General features: G+C 61.2%; 19 protein-coding genes. 12 read left to right on the top strand and 7 right to left on the bottom strand.

Features of this window, described 5'->3' with window-relative positions; genetic code table 11:
* Positions 1–55: 55 nt before the first annotated feature.
* The 5 genes from rfaD to AB5Y53_RS07880 are packed head-to-tail and all read left to right on the top strand — an operon-like array spanning position 56 to position 5,577.
* A complete protein-coding gene (rfaD, locus tag AB5Y53_RS07900; RefSeq protein ID WP_039041134.1) occupies positions 56–1,015 on the top strand; it encodes an ADP-glyceromanno-heptose 6-epimerase in 960 nt (319 codons plus the stop codon).
* 49 nt (positions 1,016–1,064) lie between these two features.
* Entirely contained in the window at positions 1,065–2,828 is a 1,764-nt protein-coding gene (locus AB5Y53_RS07895; protein WP_368181556.1) for a polysaccharide deacetylase family protein, read from the top strand.
* Between the two features lie 22 nt (positions 2,829–2,850).
* Positions 2,851–4,173: an O-antigen ligase family protein gene (locus tag AB5Y53_RS07890; RefSeq protein ID WP_368181562.1), complete on the top strand. Its 1,323-nt coding sequence runs from the start codon at positions 2,851–2,853 to the stop codon at positions 4,171–4,173.
* Entirely contained in the window at positions 4,154–4,885 is a 732-nt protein-coding gene (locus AB5Y53_RS07885) for a glycosyltransferase family 25 protein (RefSeq protein ID WP_042864640.1), read from the top strand. Before AB5Y53_RS07890 ends, AB5Y53_RS07885 begins: the two co-directional genes overlap by 20 nt.
* Positions 4,882–5,577 (top strand): glycosyltransferase family 32 protein, encoded by a 696-nt coding sequence (locus tag AB5Y53_RS07880; RefSeq protein ID WP_039041138.1) that lies wholly within the window; start codon positions 4,882–4,884, stop codon positions 5,575–5,577. The genes AB5Y53_RS07885 and AB5Y53_RS07880 overlap by 4 nt, the downstream gene beginning before the upstream one ends.
* 21 nt (positions 5,578–5,598) lie before the next feature.
* Here AB5Y53_RS07880 and AB5Y53_RS07875 read toward each other — a convergent pair whose 3' ends face one another.
* From AB5Y53_RS07875 to AB5Y53_RS07860, 4 genes are all read right to left on the bottom strand, one after another.
* The gene (locus AB5Y53_RS07875) at positions 5,599–6,648 is read right to left on the bottom strand and encodes a glycosyltransferase family 9 protein (RefSeq protein WP_368181555.1); all 1,050 of its coding nucleotides are present in this window, start codon (positions 6,646–6,648) and stop codon (positions 5,599–5,601) included.
* Positions 6,649–6,863: 215 nt separating this feature from the next.
* Positions 6,864–8,120 (bottom strand): PTS ascorbate transporter subunit IIC, encoded by a 1,257-nt coding sequence (locus AB5Y53_RS07870; protein WP_011704190.1) that lies wholly within the window; start codon positions 8,118–8,120, stop codon positions 6,864–6,866.
* 60 nt (positions 8,121–8,180) lie between these two features.
* Positions 8,181–8,468: a PTS sugar transporter subunit IIB gene (locus AB5Y53_RS07865; RefSeq protein ID WP_016349013.1), complete on the bottom strand. Its 288-nt coding sequence runs from the start codon at positions 8,466–8,468 to the stop codon at positions 8,181–8,183.
* A gap of 35 nt (positions 8,469–8,503) precedes the next feature.
* Positions 8,504–8,947 (bottom strand): PTS sugar transporter subunit IIA, encoded by a 444-nt coding sequence (locus AB5Y53_RS07860; protein WP_005307534.1) that lies wholly within the window; start codon positions 8,945–8,947, stop codon positions 8,504–8,506.
* A gap of 252 nt (positions 8,948–9,199) precedes the next feature.
* Here AB5Y53_RS07860 and AB5Y53_RS07855 point away from each other — a divergent pair, with 252 nt between their 5' ends.
* The 3 genes from AB5Y53_RS07855 to AB5Y53_RS07845 all read left to right on the top strand — a co-directional run bounded on the left by AB5Y53_RS07855 (position 9,200) and on the right by AB5Y53_RS07845 (position 11,117).
* Entirely contained in the window at positions 9,200–10,222 is a 1,023-nt protein-coding gene (locus tag AB5Y53_RS07855) for a LacI family DNA-binding transcriptional regulator (RefSeq protein ID WP_368181554.1), read from the top strand.
* Between the two features lie 265 nt (positions 10,223–10,487).
* A complete protein-coding gene (locus AB5Y53_RS07850) occupies positions 10,488–10,610 on the top strand; it encodes a hypothetical protein (RefSeq protein WP_010672437.1) in 123 nt (40 codons plus the stop codon).
* Positions 10,611–10,778: 168 nt separating this feature from the next.
* Positions 10,779–11,117 (top strand): DUF2799 domain-containing protein, encoded by a 339-nt coding sequence (locus AB5Y53_RS07845; RefSeq protein ID WP_010672438.1) that lies wholly within the window; start codon positions 10,779–10,781, stop codon positions 11,115–11,117.
* A 57-nt stretch (positions 11,118–11,174) separates the two neighbouring features.
* Here AB5Y53_RS07845 and AB5Y53_RS07840 read toward each other — a convergent pair whose 3' ends face one another.
* Together AB5Y53_RS07840 and AB5Y53_RS07835 are read right to left on the bottom strand one after the other, a co-directional pair.
* Complete coding sequence (locus AB5Y53_RS07840) at positions 11,175–11,345, bottom strand: hypothetical protein (protein ID WP_010672439.1); 171 nt, start codon at positions 11,343–11,345, stop codon at positions 11,175–11,177.
* 56 nt (positions 11,346–11,401) lie between these two features.
* Positions 11,402–11,833 carry a flagellar basal body-associated FliL family protein gene (locus AB5Y53_RS07835; RefSeq protein WP_010672440.1) on the bottom strand — a complete coding sequence of 144 codons (432 nt, stop codon included), beginning with the start codon at positions 11,831–11,833 and terminating at the stop codon, positions 11,402–11,404.
* Positions 11,834–11,978: 145 nt separating this feature from the next.
* Between AB5Y53_RS07835 and AB5Y53_RS07830 the strand changes: the two genes are divergently transcribed.
* Both AB5Y53_RS07830 and ubiA read left to right on the top strand, forming a co-directional pair.
* Positions 11,979–12,530: a chorismate lyase gene (locus AB5Y53_RS07830; protein ID WP_042879173.1), complete on the top strand. Its 552-nt coding sequence runs from the start codon at positions 11,979–11,981 to the stop codon at positions 12,528–12,530.
* Positions 12,527–13,390 (top strand): 4-hydroxybenzoate octaprenyltransferase, encoded by an 864-nt coding sequence (gene ubiA, locus AB5Y53_RS07825; protein WP_010672442.1) that lies wholly within the window; start codon positions 12,527–12,529, stop codon positions 13,388–13,390. The genes AB5Y53_RS07830 and ubiA overlap by 4 nt, the downstream gene beginning before the upstream one ends.
* A gap of 64 nt (positions 13,391–13,454) precedes the next feature.
* Here ubiA and plsB read toward each other — a convergent pair whose 3' ends face one another.
* Positions 13,455–15,878, bottom strand: a complete 2,424-nt coding sequence (gene plsB, locus AB5Y53_RS07820; RefSeq protein WP_010672443.1) for a glycerol-3-phosphate 1-O-acyltransferase PlsB — start codon at positions 15,876–15,878, stop codon at positions 13,455–13,457.
* 204 nt (positions 15,879–16,082) lie between these two features.
* On the opposite strand from plsB, the gene lexA reads away from it, so the two are divergent.
* Positions 16,083–16,709, top strand: coding sequence for a transcriptional repressor LexA (lexA, locus tag AB5Y53_RS07815; RefSeq protein ID WP_010672444.1), 627 nt, complete (start codon positions 16,083–16,085; stop codon positions 16,707–16,709).
* 350 nt (positions 16,710–17,059) lie between these two features.
* Entirely contained in the window at positions 17,060–17,350 is a 291-nt protein-coding gene (locus tag AB5Y53_RS07810) for a hypothetical protein (RefSeq protein ID WP_010672445.1), read from the top strand.
* The last annotated feature ends 91 nt before the right edge of the window (positions 17,351–17,441 follow it).

Raw genomic sequence — 17,441 nt, 5'->3', positions numbered from 1 at the left:
TACACAGCTTTAACAGGCAGTCACACGGGGCCACAACGTACGCGAGGCAAACTCCATGATCGTAGTAACTGGCGGTGCTGGCTTTATCGGCAGCAATCTGGTCAAGCAGCTGAACGCTCAAGGACGGACCGATATCGTGGTCATCGATGACCTGACCGACGGCACCAAGTTCGTCAACCTGGTCGACCTCACCATCGCCGATTACATGGACAAGGACGAGTTCCAGGCGCGGATCGTCTCCGGTGACGAATTCGAGGAGTGGGATGACGGCATCGAGGTGATCTTCCACGAAGGCGCCTGCTCCGCGACCACCGAGTGGAACGGCAAGTTCATCATGGAGGTCAACTACGAGTACTCCAAGGATCTGTTCCACTACTGCATCGAACGGGAAATCCCCTTCATCTACGCCTCTTCCGCCGCGACCTATGGCGGGCGCAACGACAACTTCATCGAAGATCCCAGGTTCGAGCAGCCCCTCAACGTCTACGGCTACTCCAAGCAGCTGTTCGATCAGTATGTGCGTCGCTGGATGCCGGAGATCAACTCCCAGGTGGTGGGTCTCAAGTACTTCAACGTCTATGGTCCCCGCGAGCAGCACAAGGGCTCCATGGCGTCCGTGGCCTTCCACCTCAATACCCAGGTGAAGCAGGGTGACAATCCCAAGCTGTTCGAGGGCTGTGACGGCTTCCCGGATGGCGGCCAGATGCGCGACTTCATCTACGTGGACGACGTCTGCAAGGTGAACCTCTGGTTCTGGCAGAATCCGCAGCACTCCGGCATCTTCAACTGCGGCACCGGCCGGGCTGAGCCGTTCCAGAACGTGGCGGAAGCCGTGATCAGGCATCACCAGAAAGGCGCCATCGAATACATTCCCTTCCCGGATCACCTCAAGGGTCGCTACCAGAGCTTCACCCAGGCGGATCTCACCAAGTTGCGCGGCGTCGGCTATGACGGCGAGTTCAAGACTGTGGCCGAAGGCGTGGCCGATTACATGGCCTGGTTGAACCGGGCTTGATCCCCCTCTGGCGGGTGGCTCTGGCCACCCGTCGATCGGATGCGCTTGCATGAACATATTGATGGCTCTCTCCCAGCTCGAAGTGACGGGCGCGGAGGTCTATGCCACCACGGTCGGCAACGAGCTGACCCGCCGTGGCCACCAGGTTTTCTACGTCTCTGACACCCTGACCAAGCCGACTCTGGGGCCGGTCTTTCGGTTGCGCTTCAACAAGCGCAGCATCCTGCGCCGCTTCTGGCACGTCTTCTATCTCATCTATCTGATCCGCAAGCACAGGATCCAGCTTGTGCACGCCCATTCGCGCGCCTCGGGCTGGAGCAGCTACGTCGCCTGCAAGCTGACCAGAACCCCCATGATCACCACGGTGCACGGGCGCCAGCCGGTACACGCCTCCCGCAAGGCATTCCATGCGCTGGGCTATCGGGCGGTGGCGGTGTGCGAGGATATCGCCAGCCAGATCATCGACAACCTGGGGGTGGACCCGGCCATGGTGCAGGTGCTGCGCAACGGCATCGAGACCGACAAGTTCCAGCCCGTGCCGATACCGGACAACGACAAACCGGTGATCGCCATCATTGGTCGGCTGAGCGGTCCCAAGGGGGAGCTCTGCTACCGGTTGCTGGACGAGGTGCTGGATCTGGAAGCCTGCCGGGTGCGCGTCGTCAGCGGCACCCAGGTGCCGGCGCGTTTTGCCCGTTTTCAGGACAAGGTCGACTTCGTCGGTTATGTGGACGATGTGCCCGCCCTGATGGCGGGCTGCGATCTGGTGATCGGTGCCGGTCGGGTGGCGATGGAGACGCTGCTGTGCGGTCGTCCGGCGTTTGCCATCGGCGAAGCCAGGGCCATCGGTCTGGTGACGGAGCAGAATCTGGACGAGGCCCTCGCCAGCAACTTCGGCGACATCGGCCCCAGGGATCTGGCCATCGACTTTGCCGGGCTGAAGGCGCAGATCCCTTCGGCGCTGGCCTCCAAGGTGGTGCCAGACCCAGTGCGCCAGCGGATCCTGCAAGAGTATGACTTGCAAGGCGTCGTGACCGGGCTGGAATCCGTCTATCAGGATGCCGTGGTCGAGACTCTGCGCCGGGAGATGCCGGTCATCATGTATCACCGCTTCATCGAGCACGAGAGCGAAAAGGGAGTGCATGGCACCTGGCTCCCGGTCGCCATGTTCGAGAAGCACCTCAAGCTGATGAAGTGGCTGGGCTACGAGACGCTGACATTTGCCGACCTGGCGGAGAACGGGTTCATCCACCGGCTGCAATACGGCAAGAAGTACCTGATGATCACCGTGGACGACGGCTATCGGGACAACCTCACCCGCATGCTGCCGCTGCTGGAAAAGTATGGCTACAAGGCGGTGGTCTATGTGGTGACCGGTGAGGATCACAATCGCTGGGATGTGGAGCACCCGACCCACCCCGATACCCCGGTGACCCTGATGACCCCGGAGGAGATCAAGGCGCTGGTGGCCTCCGGTCATGTGGAGATCGGGGGCCATACCCTGACTCACCCCCGCCTGAGTACGCTCCCCCCAGAGGAGCAGGCCCACCAGATCCAGGCCAACAAGGCCTGGCTGGAGCAGCTGCTCGGCCATCCCCTGATCTCGTTTGCCTATCCTTACGGGGATCTGAACGACAGTGCAAAATCCCAGGCCGTTGCCGCCGGTTATCGCTATGCTGTGGCCACCAACAGCGGCCCCAGAGCCATGCACCGGGATCCGTTCCAGATCCGCCGGATCGCCATCTTCCCCCGCACAGACATGTTCGGTCTGTGGCGCAAGATCCGTGGCAACTATGTCTTCCGAAAAACCTGACAGGGAATACACCTTGCTCCGTATGACAGATCATGACTCATCGACGAGTGACGATTTTCTCCGTATCTTTCACGGCCAGGCGTTCGGCAACTTCATCTTCCTGAATATTCTGGGTTACACCCTGTTCAAGGATTCGATTCAGCTGATCGCCGACGTCTGCCAGACCATCATAGTGTTGGCCACCCTGATGGCCTTCTATGTGGAGAGGGCCTTCTTTACAAGGAACAGGATCTTTCAACTGCTCTGTCTGGCCCTGGTGGTACAGTGCCTGAGCTGGGTCGCATCCAGACAGTTCGTGCCCGACTATGCCCTCAAATACCCTTCTGTGAAGTCGATGGCATACCTCTTCTTCTTTCTTGGTCTCGCCTACTGGCTGAAGGGGGACCCTCGCCGCATCGTCATCACCCTGCTGACCTTCTGCCTCGGTGTCATTTTCACCTTTGCCTATCACTCCTCCTTCTTCTCCATCGTCGAGACAGGTCTTGATGGGGCCAGAGTAGATTTCAATTACCGCAATGCCCAGCACGGCTCCCTGATCGCGGGTGCCTGCTTCCTGTTTTTTGTGCTCTTGTTGCTTACATCGAAATTCAGGAAGCTGTCGCTGGGCAATGCCGGGATCCTGCTCGGCATCCTGTTGTTCGGGGTTCTCTCCGTCATTCTGCAGTCCCGTCAGTCCTGGCTGGCGATCTCGGCTTCGCTGGCCATCCTGCCCCTGCTGGGGGGAGGAGAGTATTGGCCAAGGTGCAAGGTGGTGTTGAGCTACGCCATCTTGCTGATGACCATGCTGGCGCTGTATCAGGTTTCGTTCATCCGGGAGCGGCTGCTGGCCGGCTTTGTGCATCAGGGGGATGTGCATGCCATCCTGACTGGCAACTGGAATGAGGTAAAAGACGGTAGTATCGGAATTAGGCTGAAAACTTGGTTGGAGGCCATCCAGTGGTTCCTGGCTCACCCCTTCTTCGGGACAGGCTATGGCAGCCAGTCGTTGGTGATCACCCTCTCCAAGACGCTGCCTGACTACATTACCCGGGAGTTTCGTCACCTGCACAACTCCAACATGGAAACACTGGTGTGCTGGGGGGTAGCCGGTTTCCTGGTGTTGTATGGCACACTTTTCTCGGTGCTCCGCCAGGTGCTGTGCTGTCCGGTTTCGTCCCGTTTCATCAAGATGCTGGCCATCTCCTTCATCCTCTATTGGCTCATCATCAACAACTTCGAATCATTCTTCTACATGCGTTCCGGGCAGTGGGTATTCAGCGTCTTCATGGGCGCCATCTACTCGACCGCATTGCATTGGGAACTGAACAGGCTTGGAAAGGAAGGTCATGAAAATTTACGTCATTAGTCTGGACAGGGCCGTCGAGCGGCGCAGTCGTGTCGAGTCTGTGCTCTCTGCCAGAGGCATCCCCTTCGAATTTTTCAGCGCAGTGAACGGCTTTGAGGGGCTGCCCGAGCGGCTGCAGGCCCTGCCGGATGATCAGCACAGGATCCGGTTTCGCAGCAGACCGCTGACGCCCGGGGAAAAGGGGTGCTATGCCAGCCACTATCTGCTGTGGGAGAAGTGTGTCGAGCTCGACGAGCCCATCCTCATCCTGGAAGACGATTTCCTGCCCACCCAGTATTTTGAAGAGGTGGTGGGTACCCTGCCGAAGATCCACGAACAGTACGAGTACGTGAAGGTGGAACCCCAGATCGGTACCGCCACGGCCCTGACTACAGTGGACAACATGCAGCTCATGTTCTGGCACAACAACTCGTGCTGGACCACGGGATACAGCATCTCTCCCCAAGGGGCCCGCCGGTTGCTGGCCCACAGCCAGCGGTGGCTCTGTTCGGTCGACAACTTCATCGGTGAGTCCTATCGCACCGGGCTCATCTGTACCGGCCTTATTCCCTATGCCATCTACAGTCCGCGGGACATGGGCAGCGACATCCAGAATCAGGTCGTGCTGAAGAAAGTTCCGCTGGGATTCAAGTTGACCCGTGAACTCTATCGCTTCTACCGCTTCGTCAGGATGGCCCTGTGGAACATGAAACAGGCGGGGGGCAAGGCATGAGTGCGACCAACAGAACCATTCACGCCATCTGGCTCGGCAGCCGCTTGCCTCCTCTGGCGCACGTGTGTATCGATGACTGGCGCAAGCAGGGTTACGACTACAAGCTCTGGCTGGACACGGATCCGCAGGTCAAACGCTGGATACAGGAGTGCACCTTTGCCCGGGAGTGCTACCGGCGAGGCCTGCTGGCCTTCGTGACCGATTACCTGCGGCTCAAGATCCTCGCTCAGGAAGGGGGTCTGTATCTGGATACCGATGTCACCATCAACCAGGATCCCTTCCCGCTCTTCGAGTCCGTGGCCTTTGGCGTTGGCTACGAATCCGATCGGCTGATCGGCACCGCGGTCATCTACGCCAGACAAGATTCGGCCATGCTGTCCGAACTGGTGCGCTTCTATGAACAGGAGATCATGTCCTCTCCCATGTACATGGGGCCGGAGATCATGACACACCTGGTCTCGGAGAAGCTGGCATCATCAGGGGATACCGCCCTGATCGCCCCCGTGCACTATTTCTACAACTACCAGGGGGAGGCGATTCATTTCGAGCCGGCGGCAGAGCGCTACATGACCCACTGGTTCCAGCACAGCTGGAAACGCTCATCCGGTCTTGTGTTCCTGCGTGCCAAGGCCAAAGGCTGGTCAGGGTATCTCTATGAATGGCAGAAGGAGTTCTTCCGCCTGCGCAAATGACGGCGATATGGCATCACCGTGCTAGACAGTGGGCAGGGGAGCCATGTCTCCATCTGCCTGCTTGCCGGTGACGGGTGTGACTTGACTCCAGAGCTGATCCAGCTGCATCTGTACCTCGCGCACTTCCTGCTGCGGATCCTGACGACCCGTGTCGACGAAGCGATAACGGGGATGAGAGACGGGATTGGCAATGGCGGAGTGTCCGAGGGGAGAGACGATGGTGAGCAGGGGGATATCCAGCGCCTGCGCCATGTGCCGCGGTCCGGTGTCATTGCCGACGAAGAGCTGGCAATGGGCGAAGAGCCCCACCAGTTCCCGTACCGAGCGGGTCTGAACATGGTCAAACACGCTGGCCTGCAGCGCTGCTGGCAGTAACGGCTTCAGGCTGCGGTTGTACTCCTCTTCCCCCGGTCCGCAATAGACCAGGATCTGGGCATTGTGCTCCTCGATGAGCCACTGGGCGACTTTGGCGAAGCAGTCGATGGGCCAGCGCTTGTAATGGCCGAGGGAGTTCACTCCCATGGCGATGAGTGGCCGGGTCGGGTCGACGCCAGCGGCCAGCAGGGCATCCCTTCCTTGTTGTTTCTCTTCTTCACTCAGCCAGAGGTAGTAGTTGCGATCCTCCCTGGCGAGGCCGAGGGGCTTAAGCAGTGAAAATCGATCGTCCACCAGGGTGCTGTTGCCCTGATGCTCGGTGTCATGGCGAAAGCGCACGATGCGGTTGTGGCCCAGGCGCCATGGGAAAGAGTCGAAGCCGATCCGCAGGCGGGCGCCGGAGAAGAGGCAGGTCAGCAGGCCTATCATCTGGCCCTGGCTGTTGATCACCACATTGTAGCGTTCGCGGCGAATGCCCAGCAGCAAATCCTTCATATAGCGCCACTCGTTGCGGCGCGCCTTTTCGATGACGATCAATCGATCGATGTTGGGGTTTCCCTCTGCCATGCCCGCGCAGTAATCCATGACCAGATAGTGAACTTCCCCGGCAGGGTCGTGCTGCTTGAGGTTGTTGCACAGTGCGGTGGAGATCAGCACATCTCCTATCTGTTTGGTTTGTACTACCAGGTATTTCATGGAAAGGGCCTCGAGCGAGGTCGGGTTGAACGTCAGCGCATCAGCATATCGCACTCCCCTGTCAGATGCTGCCGCTATGGGGTGAAAATCCGATCCAACGCACTGTGTTTGCACATATTTTCGACGTTGTTCGGGCTGGTGGGGCCCGGCTGGCAGTACGGGAAGATGAGCGGGGGCATGGCACCGTCGGCCATGCCCCCGATGGGCAAGAGTGATCAGCGTACGATGAGGCCGAGCAGGATCCCCACCACACCGAAGTCGGCATCGCTGAAGGTGGTGTTGGCAAAGCCGAGATCTCCCAACACCGGCAGCAGGAATACCGGCAGGAAGGTGATCAGCAGGCCGTTGGCGAAGGCACCGAGGAGAGCGCCGCGACGACCGCCGGTGGCATTGCCGAACACCCCGGCCGCCGCACCAACGAAGAAGTGCGGCACGACGCCTGGAATGATGACGGTGAGCCCCAGCAGGTAGAGCAGCACCATGCCCACCAGACCGGCGGCGAAGCTCGACAGGAAGCCGATCAGCACCGCATTGGGGGCGTAGGGGAAGACGATGGGGCAGTCCAGCGCCGGCTTGGCGTTGGGCACCAGCTTGTCGGAGATCCCCTTGAAGGCCGGCACGATTTCGGCGATGACCATCCGCACCCCCTGCAGGATCACGTAGACCCCGGCGGCGAAGGTGATGGACTGCATCAGGGAGAACATGAACCAGTGTTTGCCCTTGGCGACGCTGGCGACGAACTCGGGCCCGGCGAAGGCGGAGGTGATGAGGAAGATGATGCCCATGGTGAAGGAGATGGCCACCGGGGTATCGCGCAGGAACAGCAGGCTCTTGGGCACCTGCACCTCTTCGCTGCTGTGGGCCTTGTTGCCGAATTTGGCGCCGATCCAGCCGGCCAGCACATAGGAGCAGGTAGAGAAGTGGCCGAGTGCCACGTCATCGGAGCCGGTGATCTGCTTCATGTAGGGGTGGGCGAGGGCCGGGAACAGCACCATGGTCACGCCGACCACCAGGCTGCCCACCGCGATGAGCGGGATACCGCTCATGCCGCCGGCGGAGAGGATGGCTGCCACCATCATCGACATGAACAGGGTGTGGTGACCGGTCAGGAAGATGAATTTCCACGGGGTGAGCCGGGCGATCAGGATGTTCACCAGCATGGCGAAGAACATGATCATCGCCATCTCCTTGCCGAACGACTGCTGGGCGATGGAGACGATCGCCTCGTTGTTGGGGACGACCCCCTTGATGCCGAAGGCGTGCTGGAAGATGGTGGCGAAGTCGCCCAGCGAGTTCACCACCAGGGTGGCGCCGGCCCCCAGGATGACGAAGCCCATGATGGTCTTGACCGTGCCCTTGATGCACTCGGTCACCGGTTTCTTCTGGGCGATCAGGCCGATGAGGGCGATGAGGCCGACCAGCACGGCCGGCTCCGACAGCACGTCAAACATCAGAAAATTGAAAAATTCCATGGTCAGCTCCAAGCAGATGGAAGCGGCGGCTCACCAGCCGCCCAGACAGTCGCAAAGGGGTTAGAGTGCGCCCAGCTCGCGCAGGGCGATGGCGAGTTTTTCTTTCATGGCGGCCTTGTCGACCATGTTGTCCAGCGATACCAGCCGGCCGTCGACGCCCATGCTGACCAGCTGTTCGGCGATGTCGCGGGTGGCGACAAAGATCTCGGCGCTCTCGCTGCCGGCGGAGGCGAGATCCCGGTGATCCACCTCGGCCGTCACGGCCAGCTCCTTGAGAATGCTCTTGATGCTCATCTCCATCATCAGGCTGGTGCCCAGGCCGTGTCCGCATACAACCAGAATCTTCATGTTCTCTTCCTCTGTCAGGTGCGCCGTGGCGCAGATCAGTAGCGCGCCAGGATGCGCAGGATGTCGTCTTTGCTGGTGGCCGCCATGATGGCCGCCACGTCTTCTTCATTCATGAACAGCTCGGCCAGCTGGGCGATGGTCTCCACGTGGGAGTTGCTGTCGCTGGCGGCCAGGGTGACCAGCAGCCGCACCGGGTCGTTGCCCTCGGAGCCGAAGTTGACCCCCTCTTTCAGTACGGTCAGCGCCAGTCCCAACCGGTTGACGCCATCTTCCGGGCGGGCGTGGGGCATGGCCAGGCCCGGGCCCAGCACGTAGTAGGGGCCGAGCTCCTCGTGGGAGCGATAGAGCGCCGCCACATAGGAGGGCTCTATGGTGCCGTTGGCAAGCAGGGGGGCGGTGGCCAGCTCGATGGCGTGGCGCCAGTCGCGGGCGCCCGCTTCGATGGAAATGACCTCCTCGGTCAGCAATTGGGTCAGCATGGCAGTGTCCGGGCTGGATAGGATGGCGCCAATCTAGCGATCTTGCCCCTTGATAACTGTGAGCTTGATCCCGAAAGTTAGCGCTACCAGATAGCGCTAACATTGATCTGTGATAGCGCTATCATTTCTCTCAAAGGAGGGATTCATCCTGCCCCTTATCGGCCTCAAAGAAGGTAAAATCCGGTTTGAGCAAATAGTCAGTGCCCCGCTTTTGCCTTAAAGTGAATGCCCGTATGCCGAGGAAGGGAAAGGATGTCAGAAGCGAAAAAACGCCGCAGCACGGGTCGGGTGACCCTCAACGACGTGGCCCAGTTGGCTGGCGTGGGAGCCATGACGGTGTCGCGCGCCCTGCGCACCCCCGAGCTGGTGTCCGACAAGATGCGCGAGCGCATCGAGGCGGCGGTGGATGAACTCGGCTATATCCCCAATCGGGCGGCGGGGGCGCTGGCTTCCGCCACTTCCCAGACCATAGTGGTCATCGTCCCCAGCCTGGCGGAGCGCGCCTGCGGTGACATGATTGCCGGGCTGCAGCAGACCCTGCTCGCCGAGGGCTACCAGATCATGCTGGGGGATGCCCAGCACCTGAAGCAGCAGGAGGCCAGCCTGCTCAGCAATTTCCTGCAGCACAATCCGGCCGCTGTGGTGTTGTTTGGGGGGGATCCCGGGGAGGTCATCCGGCAGCGCCTGCAGGCGGCTCGCTTGCCGGTGGTGGAGGTGGGAGCCATGGCGCGCCATCCCATCGACATGAACGTCGGGGTCTCCAACTTCGATGCCGGTTATCAGCTGACCCGCCACCTCATCGAGCGCGGTCATCGCAACATCGGCTTTCTCTGTGCCCGCCAGGAGCAGTGGATGCTGCAGCAGCGCATGCAGGGCTGGCAGAAGGCGCTGCTGGACAACTACCTCTCCCCCGACGCCATCATCAATACCTCTGAGCTGCCGAGTTTTAGCACGGGGGCGGCCATGCTGGGGGAGTTTCTGCTGCGCTGGCCCGAACTGGATGCGCTGATCTGCGTCAACGACGAGCTGGCGGCCGGTGTGCTGTTCGAATGCCAGCGCCGCCATCTGAACGTGCCGGGCAAGCTCGCCATCGCCGGTTTCGACGATCTGGATGTGGCGCGCGCCTGTCATCCTGCGCTGACTTCGGTCAGGATCCCCTATCACCAGATGGGCAGGGAGGCGGCGGAGCTGATCCTGCGCCAGCTGGCGGGCGAGGAGGTGGCCGGCATGAGCCTCGCCCTGGATTTTCAATTGCAAAAGCGTCTGAGCACCTGACGAGCGATGCCACGACAGGGCGAGGCAAGCATGTTCAAGGCGTTGTGACCGAAGACCCGGTCGGTGCACCGCCGCCCTGCGCGGGAACTGCCAGCCGACGTGTTCGCCCGGTCTGTCACCGGGTTGGAACAGAGCGTGGATGCCACCGGAGCCATGACTCCAGGTGGCTGGCTGCACCCTGGTCAAGCTCTGAGCGGAACCACTGGCGAGCCCCATTATTCTGGATAGACTTTGTAGGCCGGTGCACTATCCAAGGAGAATGAGCATGGGTACGCAGACGCCTGATTTCGATCTCGATGATGACTGGGAGCCGGAATCCTGGGAAGACGAGCTGGAGGAGCTGGATGACGAGAGCTGGCAGGACTATGACCCTCTCGACGATCAGTGATCCCCTGTAACGCCTGAGGGCGGGCCTGGTGCCCGCCCGATTTTTTGTGTCGCGAGGGGGGCAGCCCTTGGTGAGAACGGGGCGGGCTGGTTAGAATGAACTGCTCAAATGACGCTGTACGAGGCAGGCAGCGGCTCAACAACGATTCCAACGACGCCAAGGATGAATATGCGCTCACTCGTCATCATGTTTTGTGCCGCCCTGCTCGGGGGCTGTGTTTCCAACTCCGACGACCCTTGCGAGAAGGTGTGGAGCGACGTGGGAGAGGCGGACGGCAAGCTCGGTTTTGCTGGCGATCGGGTGGCATTTCACCAGACCCAGTGCGGGGAAAAAGTGGACGTTGCCCTTTGGGAGCTGGGTCGCCAGAAGGGGCTGGCCTGGTATTGCCGACCCGAGCATCTCTATCTGGCAGGACGGTCGGGAGAGGAGTATCGCGGCGTCTGTCCCAACGACGTGCAGGCCCGTCGCCTGTTTGAACAGGGTCGCCATGGCTGGACTGATCAATAAATCAGCCTTCCTCTCTCTTCTGAAATCTTGCGTGAATCTCTTCGTGAGAAGAGGGACCTACCCTTCCTTATGTTTCAGCCGCAGCGGCTGGCACAGGTAATCCTTGTCATTGGCGCTGCGGGCACACTTGCCACACACGAATTTGGGTTTGCGCACAATCTTGCGCAGCGTCTTGAGATCGGCGGGGATCTCGTGACGGCGCCACTCACACAGCGTCTTGTGACCCATAACGTCCTCGACAGTGAATGCAACGGGTGAGAGGGGCGGGACCCCTCCCGGTGTGGTTACTGGTACAGGTATTTGGTGAAGATGAGCTCGCGGACCGCCTTCTTGCCCGTCTCCTTGACCAGCAGCTCGTTGACCTTGGCCTCACACTCCTTACGCAGCTCCTCCCGGTTCACCAGGGACTTGATCTGTGCGCCCGTCTTGCTGCCAATCAGCCGGATGATGGCGTCGCGGATCAGGGGGTCGTGCTGCTCCAGCAACTTGAGGTCGGCAGCGTCCGTGGCCATCAGCTCTACCGTCACCCGTACATAGCCGAGGGTTTTGCCGTCGCCAAGGTAGTTGGTGATGATGTCCGGATCCAGAGCGTGATAGGCGAATCCTGGCTGGACGGCGGAGGAGGCGGGATCGGTGGCCTCTTCCTCGTTGGCGAAGGCCTGCGTATTCAAGAGGGTACAACCCAGGGACAGCAGCAGAATTCTGAAGATCTTCATCTGGATGGCTCGGCAGCGACGGATGCCCCATTTTTGATGCTGCCATCGGGGCCGTCAAGCACGGATGTTCTTACAATTCGCCATTGATTTACGGATAATAAACCGGTTTTTAACCTGACAACGGAAATCTCCGGATGGTGAAGCTGTGAAGTCCGAGTTGACTGTTCCCCTCGTCCAGCTCGTCCCGTGGCGGGCGCCTGCAGAGTGCGAACCACCCGAGGCGCTGCGTCCCTGGTTGCTGGAGGCCGATTCCATGACCCGGCGCCTGCGTCGTTACAATCATCACCTCTCGGTGCAACTGCTCGGCAATCGCGCCGTGTCGCTGACGGTGGACGAGCAGGCGCTGGTGGCGGTGTCGGCCCCCGTGGGCATGTGCCGCGAGGTGATCCTGCACGGTGATGGCGGGCCTGCCATCCTGGGTTGGACCCTGTTTGCCGAAGCGGCCTTGCAGGGGGGCGGTTTGCAGGATCTGGGAGAGCAGCCGCTGGGAGAGCGCATTTTCGGTGAGGCACCGGCGCGGCGGGATCACCTGCAACTGGCCTGTTTCGAGATAGCGAGCAATCCCTGGTGTCCGGCCGCCACCGTCTGGGGGCGTCGTTCCCGCCTGTTTCTGGGGCAATGGCCACTGCTGGTCCATGAACTTTTCCTGCCCTCGCTATCGTCTCATTCGTTGCCATCGGATAAGGAGCTGGAGTGAAGCTGTTAACCAAGGAGCGGGGACTGGCCTATGCGCAGTTGGCCCGCATCGACAAGCCCATCGGTACCCTGCTGCTGCTGTGGCCGACCCTGTGGGCGCTCTGTCTGGCGGCTGGTGGCCTGCCTGACCCCTGGATCCTGACCGTGTTCGTGGTGGGCGTCTTCCTGATGCGCTCCGCTGGCTGTGTCATCAATGACTATGCGGATCGCAACTTCGACGGTCATGTGAAACGCACCGCCGGGCGACCGCTGCCCATGGGGCGGGTCGCCGAGCGGGAAGTGCTGGTGCTGTTTGCCGTGCTGGCGCTTCTCTCGTTCGCCCTGGTGCTGACGTTGAACCCGCTCACCATCAGCCTGTCCTTTGCCGGTCTGCTGTTGGCGGTCTGCTACCCCTTCATGAAGCGCTTCATCCCCATCCCCCAGCTGGTGCTCGGCATGGCCTTCTCCTGGTCCATTCCCATGGCCTACGCGGCCCAGGCCAATGCCCTGCCGCCGGAAGCCTGGCTGTTGTTTCTTGCGAACCTGCTGTGGACCATCGCCTATGACACCGAGTACGCCATGGTGGACAGGGATGACGACCTCAAGCTCGGCCTGAAATCGAGCGCCATCCTGTTCGGCCGTCACGACAAGCGGATCATCGGCGCGCTGCAACTGGCGACCCTGCTGATCCTGCTGGGGGTCGGGCAGCTGATGGGGTTGGGATCCGGTTATTACTGGGGACTGCTGGGGGCGGCGGCGCTGTTCGTCTACCAGCAGCGACTGATCCGGGAGCGGCAGCGGGAAGCCTGCTTCCAGGCCTTCCTCAACAACAACTACGTGGGGGCGCTGGTGCTGCTCGGGGTGATGGTTCACTACCTCTAACCCGCCCCCCTTCCTGGATGAAAAAAGGCCGCATGATGCGGCCTTTTTGTTGGGTGTCGACGCCTCAGAGCCGGTTGCCCGCCTGGATGGTGCGGCGGATCTTGTTGCTGAGCAGCGGCACTATGTTGTCGGCCAATGCCTGGAAGCGGCCGAGATCCGGTTTGCAGCCCGGATCCAGATAGCCTTCGCTGCGCAGGGTGTGGATCAGGGTGCTGAACAGCTTCTGGTCGAAGAACTCGGGGGCGTTGATGCCGTGCAGGGTGCCGAGGCGTTCCGCCATCATCAGGCCGTCCGCTTCCAGCTGCTCCGCCTCGATGTGGGGCTGGGCCAGCATGCGGGTCAGCACGATGGCGTAGCGCTGCAGGGTCTCCTGGATGCTTTCGGCCAAGAGCAGCAGGCGCATCTGGTTGCCGGGGTTGACCCAGTAGCCGCCGTCGCGTGCCTCGACCAGTTGCTGGCGCAGCAGCTCGGCCAGCAGGGCATCGATCAGTTCAGGCAGCTCGTCCTCTTCATAGCGCAGGAAGAGTTCGGTCTTGAGCAGGGGGTAGATGTCGACACAGCGGGCGACGATCTCGCTGCGGGAGATCCCCTCGCACCGCTCGATCAGGGCCGCCACCAGGGAGGGCATGGCGAACAGGTGCAGTATGTTGTTGCGGTAGTAGGTGAGCAGGATCGCCTGATAGCGGTCCAGGCTGATGATCTGGCCCAGCTTGTCCTCGCTCACCTCGAACTTGTTGAGCTCCATCGCCTGCTCCAGCAGGGTCCTGGCGTCCTCGTCCGGCATGGTGCTGTGCGGGCTGTAGGGCACCTGCTTGAGCAGGTCCAGATAGGTGTTGAGCTGGGCCTGGAGTTCGTCCCGGGTCAGGGCGTGGCGCTCGGCGGCCAGCAGGGCCAGGGCACTCAGGGTCAAGCCGTTGACGGCGGCGGCATCGTTGATGCGGGTCATCAGCAGCTCGGCCAGCTGATTGACGGTGGAGGCCATCCACTCGGGACGTTCCTCCCGGCCGATGCTCTCCTTCCAGGTGGGTACATGTTCGCCGAGGTAGCTGTTGAGGGTCAGTGGTTCGCCGAAATTGACGAAGCCACGGCCATAGTTGCGCAGCTTGCGCAGGATGCCGAGCACCTGCAGGAAGCTCTCCTTCTCCTTGCGGCTCCCCTTGAGTTCGTTGTGGTAGGTATTCACCTCCATCACGTGCTCGTAGCCGAGGTAGACGGGGACCAGGGTCACCGGCCTGTCCAGCCCGCGCATCATGGCCTGCAGGGTCATGGCCAGCATGCCGGTCTTGGGGGGCAGCAGGCGACCCGTACGCGAACGCCCACCCTCGGTGAAGAACTCCACCGAGTAGCCCTTGGCGAACAGCAGGTTGAGGTACTCCCGGAATACCGTGCTGTAGAGCGGATTGCCCTTGAAGGTGCGGCGGATGAAGAAGGCGCCGCCGTGGCGGAAGATGGGGCCTGCCGGCCAGAAGTTGAGGTTGATGCCCGCCGCGATGTGGGGTGGCACCATGCCCTGGTGGTAGATGACGTAGGAGAGCAGCAGGTAATCCATGTGGCTGCGATGGCAGGGGACGTAGACGATCTCGTGCCCTTCCTGGGCCAGCTGACGCACCTGCTCTGCTCCGTTGACCGAGAGGCCGCGATAGAGCTTGTTCCACAGCCAGCCAAGGAAGCTTTCGCCGAGGCGGATCAACCGATAGGAAAAATTGGAGGCGATCTCGTCCATGTAGCCGTGGGCACGCTTTTGCGCCTTCTCCAGGCTGATCCCTTCCCGTCTGGCCTCCTCCTCGATGGCCTGCTGGATCACGCTCGAATCCAGCAGTTGCTTGAACAGCAGGTTGCGGTTCGGCAGCTTGGGCCCGGTGGCGGCCAGCTGCTGGCGGCTGAAGTGGGTGCGGGCCACCCGCGCCAGCTTGTGGGCGATGGCCTCGTCGGTGCCGTGCTTGTCCGCCATGTAGCGCAGAGAGAGGGGCGGGGAGAAGCGCACCAGGTTCTCGCGCCCTTTCAGGATCACGATCAGCGCCTTCTTCAGGCGGTTTGGCGCCAGGCTGCTGATGATGTTCCAGCCGGAGGCCTCCTCGCCTTCCCGGCCCGGGGCGCGGCCCCAGAACAGGGTGACGGGTACTACCTGGATGTCCAGCGCCGGATCCTGCTTGTGCAGGTCCAGCAGCTGGTGGAACTCCTGCAGGAAGGGGAGCGGCTTGTTGCGCGTGCCGAACAGGGGAGGCGGACGATCCAGACAGACGTAGCGTGGCAGCAGCTGACCGTTCAGTTCCAGCGGCGTGAAGGGGCCGGGCAAGCCGAGATCCTCGCAGCACTGTTGCAGGGTCATCAGGTCGGTGATCGAGCTGGTCTTCAGGGCATAGACGATGGGTCTGGCCGGATCCAGCTTGAGCTCGGTGATGGGGTTTTCCGGCAGGCTCTTGTGATTGACCAAGCCGCTGACCGGCCATTGCAGGATGGCTCTGGAAATCTTCTGTCCAAGGGACATGTGCGTCTGCTCTCCAAAAAAATGCGGCGTGAGCATAGCAAATCACCGGCTGCTTGTCGCCGAGAGGTACGATGAGTCGGCACTTCAGAGCAGGGGGAGGGACAAATGTGCGTCGGGTCGCGACAAATGCCAGTTGCGCCTTGCCTTGGCCCCAGCACTGTATATACTGCCAGTGTGCTGTATAAAAAGACAGGTGCCCATGCTATGAAACCCCTTACCCCTCGCCAGGCTGAAGTACTCGAGCTCATCAAGGCGAACATGAACGAGACCGGCATGCCGCCGACTCGCGCCGAGATTGCCCAGAAGCTTGGCTTCAAGTCGGCCAACGCGGCCGAAGAACATCTGAAGGCCCTGGCCAAAAAAGGGGTCATCGAGATCATGCCGGGTACGTCCCGCGGCATTCGTCTGCTGCTCGAAGAAGAGGACGTGCAGCCTGAAGAAAACGGCCTGCCACTGATCGGCAAGGTGGCGGCCGGGGAACCCATCCTGGCTCAGGAACACATCGAGAGCCACTACCAGGTGGATCCCGCCCTGTTCCACCCGCGGGCAGACTTCCTGCTGCGGGTGCAGGGCATGAGCATGAAGAACATCGGCATCATGGACGGGGACCTGCTGGCGGTACACAAGACCCAGGAGGTACGCAACGGCCAGGTCGTGGTGGCACGTCTGGACGAGGACGTCACCGTCAAGCGCTTCCAGCGCAAGGGCAGCCAGGTGTGGCTGCTGCCGGAAAACGAAGAGCTCTCCCCCATCGAGGTGGATCTCGCCAGTCAGCACCTTACCATAGAGGGCCTGGCGGTCGGCGTGATCCGCAACGCCGACTGGATGTAAACATCCGATGCGATGAAGAGGCCTCCTGCGGGAGGCCTCTTCATTTTCATCTGCCGATGGCATCTCCCTCCCCACCTTTTCGCCTCTCCTTCCGGTGCACATAGTCTCGCCGCACGACATGCATTTCGGATATATCCTTTGATAAGGCCCCCGTCATGGTCGGTGATCAGGGAAGGGGGAGTCGCACCGGGCAGTACGCCATGGCAGGGATGCATGATCGCCGGCTCGGTGCGCAGAAGGGAGAGTCACCTCAGACTGGGGACTCGTACAGTCAGTACGCTGCCGTGGTTGGTTCGTCGTTGGGGACAAAGAGACCCGTCAGCGTGACCTGTTGAGCAAGGAGGACAGGTATGGCTTCAAGCTCGCCGTGGGATCCGGTGCCGGCCGCAGCGCCCGCATCTTCCATCACCCGATTCATCAAGGGCAGTCGGATGACATGGTTCTATGCGCTCTGGGTCTATCACAAGGGAGATGGTTGGACCATCTGGCTTGGGTGCCCCAAAGACAAGATTGTCCGCCTGGTTCGTCTGTTTCGCCGTCATCACGACATCGGATTGCCGGATGAGCCCTGGACTGCCCCCGTCATCCCGCTGCGCGTCCCCCTGAGACGTGCCCAGCCGCAGCACAGGCTGCGGCCCTGATCCCTCTTCCTGTACAGACAAGAGCCCCGCCAGAGCGGGGCTCTTGTTTTGGCGCCGATGCGGCTGATCCATGGCACAGACGCTTTCCCGC

This window comes from Aeromonas sp. R7-5, assembly GCF_040908015.1.
Classification (GTDB): Bacteria; Pseudomonadota; Gammaproteobacteria; order Enterobacterales; family Aeromonadaceae; genus Aeromonas; species Aeromonas caviae.
Note: the sequence above shows the minus strand (reverse complement) of the source record. Positions and strands in the feature narration are given on the sequence as shown.